This is a genomic window from Streptomyces sp. NPDC041713 (genome assembly GCF_055591085.1).
This window is the reverse complement of sequence record NZ_JBVIZY010000002.1, coordinates 269,227-285,923: the sequence shown is the minus strand read 5'-3', so window position 1 is coordinate 285,923 and position 16,697 is coordinate 269,227. Positions and strand designations below refer to the sequence as shown.

Genomic DNA, 16,697 nt, shown 5'->3' with positions numbered 1-16,697 from the left:
GATCAGTACTCCACATCCTGCGAGCGGCGACGGATCACCGTCACCTCGTCGCGCTGGTTGCCGGTCGGCCCCAGGTAGTTGAAGGCCCAGGTCAACTGCGCGTAGCCGCCCACGAGATGGGTGGGCTTGAGCATGATCCGGGTGAGCGAGTTGTGGATGCCGCCGCGCCGTCCGGTCTTCTCCGTCTTCGGGACGCCGACGGTCCGCTCCTGGGCGTGGTTCATGTAGACCGTCCCCGGCGGCATCTTGTGGGAGACGATCGCGCGGGCGGTGACGACGCCGTTGCGGTTCACGGCCTCGATCCACTCGTTGTCGCGCACCCCGATGGCCTCCGCGTCCTGCGGGGACATCCACACCGTCTGACCGCCGCGGCCGAGCGTCATCATGTAGAGGTTGTCCTGGTACTGGGAGTGGATGGCCCACTTGTTGTGCGGGGTCAGGAAGCGCACGGCCACCTCCCGGCCGCCGCCGTCGCCCGTCCGGGAGCCCAACTCGGGCTCTCCGTAGAGGCGGTGCATGTTCAGCGGCGGCTTGTAGACGGGCAGAGCCTCGCCGACCTCGTGGATCCAGTCGTGGTCGAGGAAGAAGTGCTGGCGCCCGGTGAGCGTGTGCCAGGGCTTGAGGTGCTCGGTGTTGAGCGTGAACGCCGTGTAGCGCCGCCCGCCGGACTCGCTGCCCGACCACTCCGGGGAGGTGATGACCGGCACCGGCCGCGCCTGGGTGTCCGCGAACGTGATCCGCTTCCCCTCGGCCTCCGCGGCCAGGTGCGCCATCTCGGTCCCGACGCGCTTCTCCAGCGTCTCGAAGCCCTGGGTGGCCAAACGGCCGTTGGAGGTCCCGGAGAGCGACAGGATCGCCTCACAGGCCCGCTGGGCGGTGTCCAGGCGCGGCCTGCCGTCGGCCGTGCCGCCGCGCACCGTGCCGTTCTTCGCCTTCAGGTACGCGATCTCCTCGGCGACGTCGAACGTGACCGCCTTCGTGGTGACGCCCAGCCGGTCGACCAGCGGGCCGAGCGCGGCGAACTTCTCGCCGACCGCCCCGTAGTCGCGCTCCACGACGGTCAGGTCGTACATCGTGCGCCCCGGCACCGGCTCGCACTCGCCCTTCGACCAGTCGAGCGCGACGCCGCCGGGCTGGGCCATCTCGCCGCCCGGGGTGTCGTGCTGCAGCGCGGTGGCGACGAGGTCACGGCGCACGCCCAGGTGTTCGCCCGCCAGCTCGCCGAAGCGGCGCGCGAGCGCCAGGAACGCGTCGTAGTCGGTGCGCGCCTGCCAGGGCGGGTCCACGGCCGGCGTAAAGGCGTGCAGGAAGGGGTGCATGTCGGTGGAGGACAGGTCGTGCTTCTCGTACCAGGTGGCGGCCGGCAGGACGACGTCGGAGAGCAGCGTCGTGGACGTCATTCGGAAGTCCAGGCAGAGCAGCAGATCGAGCTTCCCCTCGACGTCGTCGGGCCGCCACCGCACATCGCGCGGCACGCAACGCGGCCCGTCGTCGGGCAGGTTGGAGTGCGTGCCGAGCAGGTGCTTCAGGAAGTACTCGTTGCCCTTGGAGGACGAGCCGAGCAGATTGGCCCGCCATACGTTGAGCACGCGCGGCCAGTTGCCGGGCGCGTCCGGGTCCTCGCCGGCGAAGCCCAGCGTGCCCGCCGCCAGCTCCTTGACGGCGCTCGCCACCGGGTCCTCGGCGGCCCCCAGGTCCAGCGGGTTGCGGTCGAAGGTCGGGTACGAGGGCATCCAGCCCATGCGCGCGGAGGCGGCCAGGCAGTCGGCGCCCGACATGCCGTCGAAGCGGCCCTCGCCCAGCGGCGAGGCGAGGGCCTCGGCGGGCAGGCTGTCGTAGCGCCACTGGTCGGTGTGGAGGTAGAACCAGCCCGCGCCGATCATGTGGCGCGGCGGGCGCCCCCAGTCCGACGCGCTCGCCAGCGTCGCCCAGCCGGTCACCGGCCGGCACTTCTCCTGGCCCACGTAGTGGCCCCAGCCGCCGCCGTTGCGCCCCTGGCAGCCGGTCAGCGTGAGCAGCGCGAGGAAGGCCCGGTAGGTGGTCTCCGCGTGGAACCAGTGGTTGGTCCCCGCGCCCATGAGGATCATGCAGCGCCCCTGGGAGGCCTCGGCCGTCCCGGCGAACTCCCGCGCCACGCGCGCGGCCTGCGCGGCCGGCACGGAGGTGAGGGTCTCCTGCCAGGCCGGGGTGCCCGGCTGGGAGGCGTCTTCGTAGGAGGCGGGCCACTCGCCGGGCAGCCCCGCGCGCGGGACGCCGTACTGGGCGAGCATCAGGTCGTAGACGGTGGTGACGAGCCGGTCGCCGAGGCGCCGGACGGGCACACCCCGGCGTACGACACCGTTGTCACCCTCGCTCGCGGCGGCATCCTGAGCGCCATGACCGTCCTCGAAGCGGGGCAGCACGATCTCCGCGGTGTCCTCGCCGTACAGGGTGAGCCGGGGCACGGTGTCGCCGAGGTCGAGGTTCCAGTCGGGGGTCTTCGAGGTGCCCCAGCGGTGGCCGAGCGTGCCGTTCGGGACGGTCGGCTCGCCCGTCGCGTCGTCGATCAGGACGGTCTTCCAGCGGGCGTTCTCGGCCGCTTTCCGCTCGTCGTCGAGGTCGGCCGCGGTGAGGAACTTGTGCGGGACGAGTCCGTGCTCGGTCTCGTTGAGGGTGACGAGGAAAGGCAGGTCCGTGTAGCGACGCACGTAATCCAGGAAGAACGGGGTCTGCCGTTCGACGAAGAACTCACGGAGAATGACGTGCCCCATCGCGAGGGCGAGCGCGCCGTCCGTTCCGGGGTGCGGATGCATCCACTCGTCGGCGAATTTCGTGTTGTCCGCGAAATCCGGCGATACGGTGACGACTTTCTGTCCCCGGTATCGCGCCTCCGTCATCCAGTGCGCGTCGGGCGTCCGCGTCACCGGCACATTGGAGCCCCACATCATCAAATAGGCGGCGTCCCACCAGTCGCCCGACTCCGGTACGTCGGTCTGGTCGCCGAAGACCTGCGGAGAGGCGACGGGGAGATCCGCGTACCAGTCGTAGAAGGAGAGCATCGGGGCGCCGATGAGGGAATGGAAACGGGCGCCCGCCGCGTGCGACGCCATCGACATCGCGGGAATGGGGGAGAACCCGGCGACCCGGTCGGGGCCGTGCTCCTTGATGGTGTGGACGTGCGCCGCCGCGACGATCTCGACGGCCTCGTCCCAGCTCGCCCGCACCAGGCCGCCCTTGCCGCGGGCGCGCTGGTAGCGGCGGCGGCGCTCGGGGTCGCCCTGGATGTCCGCCCAGGCGAGGACGGGGTCCTTCAGCCGCGCCTTCGCCTCCCGGTACATCTCCAGGAGCACGCCGCGCACATGCGGATACCGCACGCGCGTCGGCGAATAGGTGTACCAGGAGAAAGAGGCGCCGCGCGGGCACCCGCGGGGTTCGTATTCGGGACGGTCGGGCCCCACGGAGGGATAGTCCGTGGCCTGCGTCTCCCAGGTGATGATGCCGTCCTTGACGTACACCTTCCAGCGGCACGAGCCGGTGCAATTCACGCCGTGCGTGGAATGCACGACCTTGTCGTGGCTCCAACGATCGCGGTAGAAGGCTTCCCCGTCCCGGCCGCCGGTGCGTCGCACGTGGTGCAGATCCGCGGAAGTCTCCGCGGTCCGGGTGAAGAAACTCCCGGCCTTCACGAGCGTCTCAGCGATGTCTTTCCTCTGCTGCAACGTCATATCTCCCGGCCGTCCCGAAGAAAGGGCCCCACCACATGTGCGGCCTACAACGACCCTAAGCCTGGCGGCGGTTGGGACCCCGGGGTCCAAGGTCCCGTCAAGGGGTGACTTACAGCAGGAATTGTCCGGGCCCTGATGCTGCGAGGCTGAAAGCACCGGGCAGCGGGCCGAGGTGCTGAGAGGCTGAACGCATGGGCAGGAAGAGACGGGGCGGACTCCACACGTGGCTGCCGAACCAGCACGGCGCGTGGGCGATGCTCGCGGTGCCGTTCACGGCGGGCGTGTTCCTCGGCGACGGCCCCGGCGCCGGACCGCGCTGGGCCCATCTGCCGCTGTTCGTCGCCTGGTTGACGGGGTACGTAGCCGCCTTCCACACCCAGCAGTGGCTCCGGCTGCGCCGCCTCTCCCGCAACCCGCGCGCCCCGCGCCGCCATGTGCGGCCCGCCCTGGTGTCGGCGGCGGTGTGCGCGGTCTGCGGGGTGCCGCTCCTGTTCGCGTACCCCTGGCTGCTGCTCGCGGCCTGCTGCGCCGCGCCCTTCGTGGCCGTGAACACGCTCTACGCGTGGCGCAACAAGGAGCGGGCCCTGCTCAACGGCCTGGCGGCGGTGGTCCCCGCCTGCGGCATGCTCCTCGTCACGCTGCGGCTGGGCGGCGGCTCCCTCGCCGACGGCTGGCGCCCGGCCCTCGCCTGCCTGCTGTTCTTCGCGGGCACGGTGCCGTACGTGAAGACGATGATCCGGGAGCGCGACTCCCGCGCGTACTTCCGGGCGTCGGTGACGTACCACGTGCTCGCGGTGCCCGCGGCGTACGCGCTGAATCCGTGGCTCGCGCTCCTCTTCGCCGGCTATCTGGCCCGCGCGGCGCTGCTGCCCGGCAGGGGCGTGCGGGTGCCGGTGGTCGGGGCGGTGGAGGTGATGGGCGCCGTGCTGCTCCTGGCGGGGCTCCTGCTGGTGTTCTGACGGCGCCGTCGGAAACAGCCCCTCCCGTGCCAGGGTCGGGTCAGAGCAGGCCCTTCCTCGTCAGGTGGTTGAAGAACAGCCACCCCGGAAGCACCGGCAACCAGAGCGTGAGCAGCCGGAAGAGCAGCACGGCGGGCGCCGCCACGTCCTTGGGCACCCCGACCGCGATCAGACCGAAGGTCAGCGTCGCCTCGACCGCGCCCACACCGCCCGGCGTCGGCGCCGCCGAGCCCAGCGCGTTGCCCGCGAGGAAGACGACCGCGACGCTCGCCAGGCTCAGCGACGTCATCTCCTCGTTGCCGAAGGCCCGTACCGAGGCGTCCAGGCAGAGCACGAACATCAGGGTGAGGAGCAGCATCCCGCCGATGCCGGTGAGCAGCTTCTGCGGGCGCTGCAGCACGTCCAGCATGCGCGGCACGACACCGGCGAAAAGCGACCGCACGCGCGTGACGACGAATTTGCGCAGGAACGGGATCGCGGTCACCACGAGGACGAGCACCGCGACCGACAGCAGACCGGCGATGACGGTGCGGGACGGCGTGAACGAGGGCGTCTTCTCCGTTCCCGTCAGATAGCCGAAGATCAGCAGCAGCAGGATGTGCGAGCCGAGCCCGAAAAGCTGCGAGGCGCCGACGCTCGCCACCGCGAGCCCCGACCGCACCCCGGAGCGCTGCAGGAAGCGGGTGTTCAGCGCGACGCCGCCGACCGCCGCGGGCGCCACGATCTTCACGAACGACCCGGCGACCTGCGCCGCCACCGCCCGCAGGAACGGCACCCGCTCCGGTACGAAGCCGAGCAGGCTCATCGCCGCGGCGAAGTAGCTCAGCGCGGAGAAGCCCACCGCGGCCGCCACCCAGCCCCACTCCGCCTCCTGGAAGAGCGTGCCGAACTCGACGTGGGTGAGCTGCGACAGCAGGAAGTACGCGCCGATGGCACCGGCGATGAAACTGATCAGCGTCCGTGGCCTGATGCGCTCCAGCTGCGCCGGCTCGACCGGCGCCGCCGGGCGGATGAGCAGCACCTGGTGGCGGATCTGGGTGAGCAGGTCCTCCTCGCGGGCCTGGTCCAGGGCGTCGTCTATGGCCTGCTTCTCGGCCTGCCGCTCCTGCTTGGCCGCCTGCTTCTCCTGCTTCTGCGACGGCTTGGGTGCGGGCTCCTCCTCGGGCAGCTCCGCGCGGGCGGTCTGCTTGGACCTGCGGGAGGCCTCCAGGACGGCCTCACGCTCGCGCTGGGAGCGTTCCCTGGCCAGCCTGCGCAGGGTGGAGCGCGTGGACCGGGTGAGGGCGATGGGCTGCAGCAGCGGCAGGCAGTCGGCGACCGCGTCCGGGCCGAGGATCTCGACGGCGGCGGCCACCGCGCGCTCGGCGCCCACCCGCAGGCCGAGGGCGGTCAGCAGCTGCGCGATGTCCATGCGCAGCACCAGGTCGCCCGCGGCGATCTCGCCGCCGCGCAGATCCGTGAGGATCACGTTGCCGGAACGATCCACCAGGACGGCGTCGCCCGCGAGCCTGCGGTGCGCGATCCGCCGCGACTGCAGGGCCTGCACCTGGCGCCAGGTGTCGCGCAGCAGGTCACCGGTGATGGCGTCGTCCGGCAGCGAGTCCAGGGTGCGGCCGCCGGTGTGCTCGTAGACGAGGATCACGGCGTCGGGGCCGAGCTCGGACGTGGCGATCAGCTTGGGCGCGTTCGCCCCGGCCGCGATGGCCGCGTACGCGAGGAGCGCCTCCTGCTCCAGCGCCTGCCGCAGCGACTGCAGACTGCGCCGCTGGGTGATGCCCCGCAGGGTGAGCCGGCGCCAGACGCGGTAGAAGAAGCCCTGCGCCTGTTGCTCGCGGTCGATGACCGTGACGTCCAGGGGCGGGCCGTCCTCCAGGGTGACGAAATAGCGGCGGCCGCGGTCGCCGTGCTCGCTGTCCGGGGACTCCTCACGGGCCGCGCTGACGGGGTGGAAGCCGACGTGCCGCAGACCGGCGAGGAGCGTCTGGCCGGTCGGCCGCACGTTCGGTGAGCCGACGGCGTAGAGCGTGCCGTACGCCACCGCCCAGCCGATCAGCACCGTCAGGATGATCGAGAACGGCGTCGTGTAGCCGGTCACCAGCATGGTGAACGCGTCCAGCAGCAGCACCACGAAGAGCACCAGGCGCCAGCGCGGTCTGCGGGACATCCCGACGGCCGTCATGTACGCGATGACGGGTGCGAGGTAGCCGTGCACCGGATCGGTGAAGGCGTGCACGTCCGCCGGCGAGGGCTTGGTCAGCGCGTCCTGGATGGAGTCGGGGGCACCCTTGGCGACCCACAGGTCGGTGGCGAGCGTCACGCCGTGGGCGAGGACGGCGGCCAGCACGCCGTCGGCGATGCGCAGCCCGTCCCGTTTGATCAGGCGTTCGATCGCGAACGCCACCGGGACGAGCAGCACGCCGATGCTGGCGACCAGACCCGCCACCTTGATCAGCAGGTCGGGGGCCTGCTCGGTGCCCTTGTCGATGTCCTGTTCGAGCCCGGAGGTGGTGCCGTGGGCGAACGCGGCGATGGCGAGCAGCACCGCGATGGCGAGCACGCCGACGAGGAGCCGCATGAGGTCGGAGGGACGGTGCACGCGCGCGGCGAGGAGCGGTTCGTCGCGCGCGACGCGGTCGGTGTGCGACTCGCCCTCGTCGGCGCAGCCGGACTCGTCCGCCCGGTCGCTGCGCCCGGCCTTCTCGGGCTCGGTGTTCCGGGGCCCGGTCGTCTCGGTCGTCTCGGTCTTGTCGATCTTGTCGGTCTTCAGGGCGTTCTCACCGGTGTCCGGGTGCGACTCGGACGCAGAGGTGCCCGCCTTCTCATCGGGATGCACGCCCTGCCGCTCCGTCGTCTCTTCTTGATCTCGTATCACCAGTCACCGCCCGCACGATGGTGGCATGTCCGGCCCCCGGAGGGGGGCATCAGGGGGCAACGCAAGGACGCGAAGTGGTCACGAAACGACACTTTGTGCCGTGTCACGGGGCCTGCGGCACCCTCCGTGCCGGGCCCGTCACCCTGTCGGTGGCGTGCGGCAGGATGGTCCGGATGAGCGAGGAAAGCCAGGCGCTGCCGGAGTACGCGGAGCGGGTTCTCGACGTCGCGGAGCTGATCCCGCCGGGTCGGGTGATGACGTACGGGGACGTCGCCGAGTGGCTCGAGGAGGGCGGCCCACGACAGGTCGGACGCGTGATGACCCTCTACGGAGGGGGCGTTCCGTGGTGGCGCGTGGTGCGCTCGGACGGCGTCCTGCTGCCGGGCCACGAACTGCGGGCCCTGGAGCGCTACCGGGAGGAGGGCACGCCCCTGCGGCAGGCCTCGCGCGCCGCCCAGGGCCACGTCCCGAAGCTCGACATGCGGCGGGCGCGGTGGGACGGCGAGGGGGCGGGAGTGGGCGCGGGAGCGAGCGCCGAGGGCGGCGTGGCGGGCGGCGGTGCGGCGTGCGGCGACGAGGCGTGCGACGCGGCGGCGTGCGGCCCTGGGGCAGGCGCGGCCACGGCGGGCGACGACGCGGCGGGCGACGTCGCGGGTGACGCTCGCCCGTAGGCTCCGGAGGCTCACACCTGACAGCTTCCGGCATCGGGCGGCCCGGCGGGGGACCGGTGGCCCGTACGGGGGAAGCCACGCGTCCTCCCCGCCCACTGGCGTAGCGTCGACGTCACGCATCCCGTTCACCCCGCGGCCACCGCGCAGCCGCTCTTCGACCAGCAGACCCACCAGGACCGGCGACCCACGTGAGTTCCCCCTCTTCCACTCGGCACATCCGGCACCCGTCGCACCACCCGGTACGACAGGGGGCCAGGGACGGCTACCGACTGGTTCGTACGCCGCCGACCCCGTCGGCTCCCCCTCGCCTGGACGCAGGTCAGCGCCGTGTGGTTGACCACGAGGGCGGGCCGCTGCTGGTCCTTGCCGGACCGGGCACGGGCAAGACGACCACGCTGGTGGAGGCCGTCGCCGAGCGCGTCGCGCGGGGCGCGGACCCGGCGCGCCTCCTGGTGCTGACGTTCAGCCGCAAGGCCGCGGTGGAGCTGCGCGACCGCATGGCGCTGCGCGTCGGGGCGGCGCACGCCCCGCAGGCCACCACCTTCCACTCCTTCTGCTACGCCCTGGTCCGCGCCCACCAGGACGCCGAACTGTTCGTGGAGCCGCTGCGGCTCCTGTCCGGTCCCGAACAGGACGTGGCGGTACGTGAACTGCTCGCGGGCCAGATCGACCTCGCGCAGGAGGGGCACGGGCACATCCGCTGGCCCGACGAACTGCGCGCCTGCCTGACCACCCGCGGCTTCGCCGACGAGGTCCGCGCGGTGCTCGCCCGCAGCCGTGAGCTGGGGCTCGGACCGGAAGCCCTGGACGCCTTCGCGCGCCGCAGCGGACGGCCCGACTGGGGTGCGGCCGCGGCCTTCCTCGCCGAGTACCTGGACGTCCTCGACCTCCAGGGGGTCCTCGACTACGCGGAACTGGTGCACCGCGCGGTGCTGCTCGCCCGCCGCCCCGAGGTCGCGCGGGCGCTCGGCGCGCAGTACGACGCCGTCTTCGTGGACGAGTACCAGGACACCGACCCGGCGCAGGTGCGGCTGCTGCACGCGCTCGCCGAGGGCGGCCGCACGCTCGTCGCCTTCGGCGACCCCGACCAGTCGATCTACACGTTCCGGGGCGCCGACGTGAACGGCATCCTGGAGTTCCCGTACGACTTCCCGCGCGCGGACGGCACACGGGCGCCGGTCGAGGTCCTGACGACGTCCCGCAGGTCGGGCGCCGAGCTGCTCGGCGCCACCCGGCTGCTGACCCGCCGGATGCCGCTGACCCGGCTGCCCGCCGAGAAGGTGCGGGCCCACCGGGAGCTGGCGCCGGTCAGGGAGGGCGGCCGCGTCGAGGTGTACACGTACCCGACGGCCGGCACGGAGCTCGACAACATCGCGGACATCCTGCGCCGCGCGCACCTGGAGGACGGCGTCCCGTGGGGCGACATGGCCGTGCTCGTCCGCGCGGGCGCCCGCACGATCCCCGCGGTGCGCCGCAGCCTGAGCGCGGCGGGCGTCCCCCTGGAGATCGACGGCGACGACATCGCCCTGCGCCACGAGCCGGCGGTGACACCGCTGCTGACGGCGCTGCGGGTGGTGGCGACGGCGGTGGCCGCGGAGGCGGAGGCGGACGTCCTCCAGGGGGGCGCTCTCGAGGGTGAGGCCTCCGAAGGCGACGTCTCCGAAGCCGGGACCCTTGAGATCGAGGTCCCCGAAAACGACCTCTCCGAAGTGGCCGTCCCCGGAGTCGACGTCCCTGAAGAGGACGTCCCCGTAATCGACGTCTCCGGAGACGTCGCCGAAGAGGCGGTTCCGGACGGGGCGGCTGACGATACGGAAGGTGCCGCCCCGCAACCGACGGCAGCCACCCCGCACCCCGGGCCCCCCGGGCCCCCCGCATCCGCCGCCCCCGCCTGGCTCGACACCGAGACCGCGCTCACGCTGCTCACCTCGCCGCTGGCCGGCATGGACGCCGCCGATCTGCGGCGGCTCGGCCGCGCCCTGCGCGAGGAGGAGCGTGCGGCGGGCAATCACGTGCCGCCGCCCTCCGACGAGCTGCTCGCCCGCGCCCTCGCCGAGCCGGAGCGCCTCGTCGCGCACGACCCGACGTACGCCCGCGGCGCCCAGCGGCTCGGCGCGCTGCTCCGCAAGGCCCGTGAGCGCCTCGCGGGCGGCGGCACCGCCGAGGAGGCGCTGTGGGAGCTCTGGGACGGCACACCGTGGCCCAGGCGCCTGGAGCGCACCGCGCGGCGCGGCGGCGCGGCGGGCCGCAACGCCGACCGCGACCTCGACGCGGTGTGCGCCCTGTTCGCCGCGGCGGCCCGCGCGGAGGAGCGCACGGGTGGTCGCGGCGCGCTCAACTTCCTGGAGGAGACCGAGGCGCAGGACATCGCCGCCGACACGCTCACCCGCCGGGCGGCCCGCCCCGACGCCGTACGCCTGATGACCGCACACCGCTCCAAGGGCCTGGAGTGGCGGCTCGTCGTGGTCGCGGGCGTCCAGGAGGGCCTCTGGCCCGACCTGCGCCGCCGCGGCTCCCTCCTGGAGGCCGACCGCATCGGCCGCGACGGCCTCGCCGAGCCGCTCACCCCGGGGGCGCTTCTGGCCGAGGAGCGGCGGCTGTTCTACGTGGCCGCCACGCGCGCGCGTGAGCGCCTCGTCGTGACCGCGGTGAAGGCGCCCGCCGACGACGGCGACCAGCCGTCCCGCTTCCTCACCGAACTCGGCGTCGAACCCAAGGACATAACGGGCCGCCCGCGCCGCCCCCTGTCCGTCGCCGCGCTCGTCGCCGAACTGCGCGCCACCACCGTCGACCCGCGCGTGAGCGACGCCCTGCGCGAGGCGGCGGCCCGGCGCCTGGCCCGCCTTGCCGTGCTCAGCGACGCCGACGGCCGCCCCCTCGTACCGGCCGCGCACCCCTACCGCTGGTGGGGCATGTACGAACCGACGGCGAGCGAGGTGCCCCTGCGGGACCGCGACAAGCCCGTCGTGCTCTCCGGGAGCGCCCTCGACCAGCTCGCCAACACCTGCTCCCTGCAGTGGTTCCTGGGCCGCGAGGTCAAGGCCGACGCCCCGGCCACCGCCGCCCAGGGCTTCGGCAACGTGGTGCACGTCCTGGCCGACGAGGTCGCCTCCGGACGCACCCCCGCCGACCTCGCCGTCCTCATGGAGCGCCTCGACTCGGTGTGGGACGCGCTCGCCTTCGACGCCCCCTGGAAGTCGGCACAGGAGAAGGAGCACGCGCGCGTGGCGCTCGAACGCTTCCTCCAGTGGCATGTGATGGACCGAGCGAGCCGCACCCCCGTCGCCGGCGAGCACGGCTTCGACGTGACCCTGGAGGCCGGTCCCTACGAAGTACGGGTACGGGGCTCCATGGATCGCGTCGAACAGGACGCGGAAGGCCGTGCCTACGTAGTCGACTTCAAGACCGGCAAGCAGGCCCCGACCTCCGCCGAGGTGGCCCGCCACCCGCAGCTGGCCGTCTACCAGCTGGCGGTCCGCGAGGGCGCCGCCGACGACCTCTTCGACGGCGTACGTCCACAGCCGGGCGGCGCCGAACTGGTGCAGCTGCGCCAGGGTGCCGCCAAGAAGAACGGCGGCGAGGCCCTCCCCAAGGTGCAGGCCCAGGAGGCGCTCTCCGGGGAGTGGATCGGCGACCTCCTCGCCACGGCCGCGGGCAAGGTGCTCGACGAACGGTTCACACCCACCACCGGCCAGCACTGCACCCACTGCGCCTTCCGCGCCTCGTGCAGCGCCCGCCCGGAGGGGCGCCAGGTCGTGGAGTGAGTAACCCCGGGCACACCAGTGGCAATTGTCACGTCGGCCACCTGGAGGCATAGCATTTCCGCCACCGATCTAAAGTCACTGTAAAGACATGCTGTGTGCCGCCTGTTGGTGCACCTTTTCTAGGAGATACGCGTATATGGCCGCCAATCGGAAGCTCCTGGCTGTGGCCGTCGTCTGTGCCGCCGCCGTCATCGGCGTGACGGGCTGCAGCAGCGACAGCGGTGACAAGGACCCCTTCGACGGCATGAGCGCCGACAAGATCGCCGACAAGGCGTCCAAGGCGTCCAAGGACGCCGGGTCCTACACGATGAACGGCCAGATGAAGCAGGGCGGGCAGACGAGCGACATCGAGTTCGCCGTCGCCAAGTCCGGTGACTGCAAGGGCACCATGGGTTCGGCCAAGTCGGGCAAGGCCGAGTTCCTGTCCGTCGGGGAGTTCCAGTACTCCAAGGGCGACGACAAGTTCTGGGACGCCAAGGGCGGCGGCTCGACGGCCGAGCTCCTCAAGGGCCGCTGGGTGAAGCAGCCCAACCAGAGCGGGAAGCCCATCTGCAACCCGGACGACATGTTCAGCAACAAGAACCTCAAGAACCTCAAGCGCGAGGACGACGCCGAGGTCGACGGCCAGAAGGCGGCGGTCCTGACCCGCAAGAAGAAGGACGAGACCACCACCTTCTACGTGGCGATGGAGGGCAAGCCGTACTTCCTGAAGGTCGTCAACAAGGGCAAGGACGGCCCCGGCACCGTCACCTTCAAGGACTACGGCAAGGCCGTCGAGGTCAAGGCTCCGCCGGCCGACCAGGTCGTCGACCCGAAGAAGCTGGGTTCGACCTCCTGATCCCACGCTCCTCATGAGCGGGCGGTGGCCGCCCGAAGCCGGGTCCGCCCCGGTTGTCAGTGGCCACCGCTAGCCTCTCTGACGTGTCACCTCGCCTCACCGATCCCGAGCAGCTCAAGGAGCTCCTCGGCATCCCGTTCACCCCGGAGCAGACGGCCTGCATCACCGCGCCGCCCGCCCCGCAGGTGATCGTGGCCGGAGCCGGCTCCGGCAAGACGACGGTGATGGCGGCCCGCGTGGTGTGGCTGGTCGGCACCGGCCAGGTCGCCCCCGAGCAGGTGCTCGGCCTGACGTTCACCAACAAGGCGGCGGGCGAGCTGGCCGAGCGCGTACGCCAGGCCCTCGTCCGGGCGGGCGTCACCGACCCCGACGCGGTCGACCCGGACAACCCGCCGGGCGAGCCGGTCATCTCCACGTACCACGCGTTCGCGGGCCGTCTCCTGACCGACCACGGCCTGCGCATCGGCCTGGAGCCCAGCTCCCGGCTGCTCGCCGACGCCACCCGCTTCCAGCTCGCCGCCCGCGTGCTGCGCGAGGCCCCCGGGCCCTACCCCGCCCTCACCCGGTCCTTCCCCGACCTCGTCAGCGACCTCCTCGCCCTCGACGGCGAGCTCGCCGAACACCTCGTGCGCCCCGAGCGGCTCCGCGCGTACGACACCGAGCTGCTGGCGGCCCTGGAGGACGCCAAGCTCTCCAACGCCGACCTGCGCAAGGTCCCCGACACCGCGGCGGCCCGGCTCGAACTGACCGAGCTCGTCGGCCACTACCGCGCGGCCAAGCGCTCCCGCGACCTCCTCGACTTCGGCGACCAGATCGCCCTCTCCGCGACGCTGGCCCGCACCCGCGCGGAGGTCGGCGAGATCCTCCGCGAGGAGTTCCGCGTCGTCCTCCTCGACGAGTACCAGGACACCTCGGTCGCCCAGCGCATCCTCCTGTCCGGTCTCTTCGGCGGGGGCACCGGACACCCGGTGACCGCCGTCGGCGACCCCTGCCAGGCCATCTACGGCTGGCGCGGCGCCTCGGTGGCCAACCTCGACGACTTCCCCGAGCACTTCGCGTACGCCGACGGCCGCCCCGCGACCCGCCACGCGCTCAGCGAGAACCGCCGCAGCGGCGGCCGCCTCCTGGACCTCGCCAACGGCCTCGCGCAGCCGCTGCGCGCCCTGCACGCCGGCGTGGAGGCCCTGCGGCCCGCGCCCGGCGCCGAGCGCGACGGCGTGGTGCGCTGCGCCCTGCTGCGCACCCACGCCGAGGAGATCGACTGGCTCGGCGACTCCATCGCCCACCTGGTGCGCACCGGCAAGGCGCCCGGCGAGATCGCCGTCCTGTGCCGCACGGCGACGGACTTCGCCGAGATCCAGCGCGCGCTGGTCGCCCGCGACATCCCCGTGGAGGTCGTCGGCCTCTCCGGACTCCTGCACCTCCCCGAGGTCGCCGACCTCGTCGCCGTCTGCGAGGTCCTCCAGGACCCGGGGGCCAACGCCTCCCTGGTGCGGCTCCTGACCGGCCCGCGCTGGCGCATCGGCGCCCGCGACCTCGCCCTCCTGGGCCGCCGCGCCCGCCTCCTGGTCCGCCCCGGGCACGCCGCGCCGGACGACCCGGACCGCCGCCTCGCCGAAGCCGTCGAGGGGGTCGACCCCGCCGAGGTGATATCGCTCGCGGACGCGCTGGACACGTTCCTGGAGTCGCCCCTGGAGCCGGACGACGTCTCCGGAGGGGACGACGGGCTGCCCTTCTCGGCCGACGCCCGGGTGCGCTTCGCGCGCCTCGCCGCGGAACTGCGCGAGCTGCGCAGGTCGCTCTCCGACCCGCTGATGGACGTGCTGCACCGCGTGCTCGCCGTCACCGGCCTGGAGGTCGAGCTCTCCGCGTCCCCCGGCGCCCTGGCGGCCCGCCGCCGGGAGACCCTCTCGAACTTCCTGGACGTCGCCGCCTCCTTCGCCGCCCACGACAACGGCGCGACCCTCCTCGCCTTCCTCGGCTTCCTGCGCACCGCCGCCCAGTACGAGAAGGGCCTCGACAACGCCCTGCCGGGCGGCGAGAACACCGTCAAGGTGCTCACCGCCCACAAGTCCAAGGGCCTGGAGTGGGACGTCGTCGCCGTCCCCGGCCTGGTCGACGGCGTCTTCCCGAGCACCAAGGGCCGCGAGAAGTGGACCGCCCAGGCCAAGGTCGTCCCGCACGAACTGCGCGGCGACGCGGCCACGCTCCCCGACGTCGACGCGTGGGACGCCAAGGGCATGAAGGCCTTCCACGAGGCGATGAAGGACCACCAGCACACCGAGGAGCTCCGCCTCGGCTACGTGACGTTCACCCGCCCCCGTTCCCTCCTCCTCGGGTCGGGCCACTGGTGGGGGCCCGCCCAGAAGAAGCCGCGCGGCCCCTCCGACTTCCTCATGGCCCTGCACGACCACTGCGCGGCGGGCCACGGCGAGATCGAGGCCTGGGCGGACGAGCCGGCCGAGGACGAGGAGAACCCCGCCCTGCGGGAGGCGAGCGCCGACCAGGCGTGGCCGCTCCCGCTGGACGACGCCGCCCTGGCCCGCCGCCGCGCCGCCGCGCGGACCGTCCTCGCCCACCTGGACCGGCTCACGGGCGAGGGCGCGGGGGACCCCACCGGTGAGGGGAGCGCGGAGTACGCCCGCTCCCACGAGGAGGCCCACCCGTCGGCGTACGACGACGTGCCCCCGGCCGACGACCCCGAATGGCCGCCCCCTCCGGAGGACGACGAGCCGCCCTACGAAGAGGCCGCCGATCTCCCCGCCGGCCTCCCGGCGGACCTCCCCGTCGACCTTCCCGACGCCGACCCGGCCGACTGGGAGTCACTGGCGACCGAGCGTCCGACGGTCCCGCACCCCGCGGACACACCGGGCGCCGAGTCCACGCACCTCAACGCCCCGACCGACGGCGCCCACACGCGCGTGCCCGCCTCCGCCGAGGGAGGCCACACGCGCGTGCCAGCCTCCGACGAGGGAGGCCACCCACACGTGCCCGCCTCCGGCGAAGGCACCCACGCGCGCGTGCCGCACCCCACCCCCGCGCCCGACGCCCGCCCTCACCCCGCCGACGGCGCCCCGGCGACCCGCCCCGCTCCGGAGGAGCCCGGCCCCGCCCCCCGTCTCACCCCGGAGGAAGCCCGCACGCTCGCCTCCTGGGACCGCGACCTGGACGCCCTCACCGGCGAGCTCCTGCGCGCCCGTGAGGCCGTCAGGGACATCCCCGTGCCGCCCTCGCTCACCGCGTCCGAGCTGATGCGCCTGGCCGCCGACCCCGAGGGCTTCGCGCGGGACCTGGCCCGGCCCATGCCGCGCCCGCCGCAGCCCGCGGCCCGCCGCGGCACCCGCTTCCACGCCTGGATCGAGTCCCGCTTCGAAGAGCTCACGCTGCCGATGCTCGCCCCGGAGGAGCTGCCCGGCGGCGGCCCGGACGAGGCCGAGATCGCCGACGAGCGCGACCTGGAGGCACTCAAGGAAGCCTTCGAACGCACCGAGTACGCCCACCGCGCGCCGTACCGCGTGGAGGTCCCCTTCCAGTTCGTCATCGCGGGCCGCGTCATCAGGGGCCGCATCGACGCCGTCTACAAGGAAGGCGACGGTCCCGACACGACGTACGAGATCGTCGACTGGAAGACCAGCCGCACCCGCACCGCCGACCCCCTCCAGCTCGCCGTCTACCGGCTCGCCTGGGCCGAGCAGCAGGGCGTCCCCCTGGAGTCGGTGAAGGCGGCCTTCCTCTACGTCCGCAGCGGGGAGACCGCCCGCCCGCGGAACCTCCCGGACAGGGCCCGGCTGGAACGCATCCTCCTGGAGGAGCCGACCGGCGCTCCGGACAAGGACCCGGCGGACGGGCCGCCGGACGAGACTTCCCCGGATGGCGGATAGGCTCGTGA

Annotated in this window: 6 protein-coding genes and 1 pseudogene; 5 read left to right on the top strand and 2 right to left on the bottom strand. The window is 73.0% G+C overall.

The features are described 5' to 3' along the window. Nucleotides 1-2: 2 nt before the first annotated feature. Entirely contained in the window at nt 3-3,704 is a 3,702-nt protein-coding gene (locus ACZ6CV_RS06135) for a nitrate reductase subunit alpha (protein ID WP_469249806.1), read from the bottom strand. A 191-nt stretch (nt 3,705-3,895) separates the two neighbouring features. On the opposite strand from ACZ6CV_RS06135, the gene ACZ6CV_RS06130 reads away from it, so the two are divergent. Continuing rightward, nucleotides 3,896-4,663 carry a YwiC-like family protein gene (locus ACZ6CV_RS06130; protein WP_469249805.1) on the top strand — a complete coding sequence of 256 codons (768 nt, stop codon included), beginning with the start codon at nt 3,896-3,898 and terminating at the stop codon, nt 4,661-4,663. Between the two features lie 40 nt (nt 4,664-4,703). Here ACZ6CV_RS06130 and ACZ6CV_RS06125 read toward each other — a convergent pair whose 3' ends face one another. Continuing rightward, nucleotides 4,704-7,496, bottom strand: a complete 2,793-nt coding sequence (locus tag ACZ6CV_RS06125) for a lysylphosphatidylglycerol synthase domain-containing protein (RefSeq protein ID WP_469249804.1) — start codon at nt 7,494-7,496, stop codon at nt 4,704-4,706. 203 nt (nt 7,497-7,699) lie between these two features. Here ACZ6CV_RS06125 and ACZ6CV_RS06120 point away from each other — a divergent pair. The 4 genes and pseudogenes from ACZ6CV_RS06120 to ACZ6CV_RS06105 all read left to right on the top strand — a co-directional run. Then, nucleotides 7,700-8,056: pseudogene (locus tag ACZ6CV_RS06120) on the top strand (MGMT family protein); the annotation flags it as partial. 338 nt (nt 8,057-8,394) lie between these two features. Next, nucleotides 8,395-11,970, top strand: coding sequence for an ATP-dependent helicase (locus tag ACZ6CV_RS06115; RefSeq protein WP_469249803.1), 3,576 nt, complete (start codon nt 8,395-8,397; stop codon nt 11,968-11,970). A 136-nt stretch (nt 11,971-12,106) separates the two neighbouring features. Further along, nucleotides 12,107-12,808 carry a hypothetical protein gene (locus ACZ6CV_RS06110; RefSeq protein WP_469249802.1) on the top strand — a complete coding sequence of 234 codons (702 nt, stop codon included), beginning with the start codon at nt 12,107-12,109 and terminating at the stop codon, nt 12,806-12,808. 83 nt (nt 12,809-12,891) lie between these two features. Continuing rightward, complete coding sequence (locus ACZ6CV_RS06105; RefSeq protein ID WP_469249801.1) at nt 12,892-16,689, top strand: UvrD-helicase domain-containing protein; 3,798 nt, start codon at nt 12,892-12,894, stop codon at nt 16,687-16,689. Nucleotides 16,690-16,697: the final 8 nt, after the last annotated feature.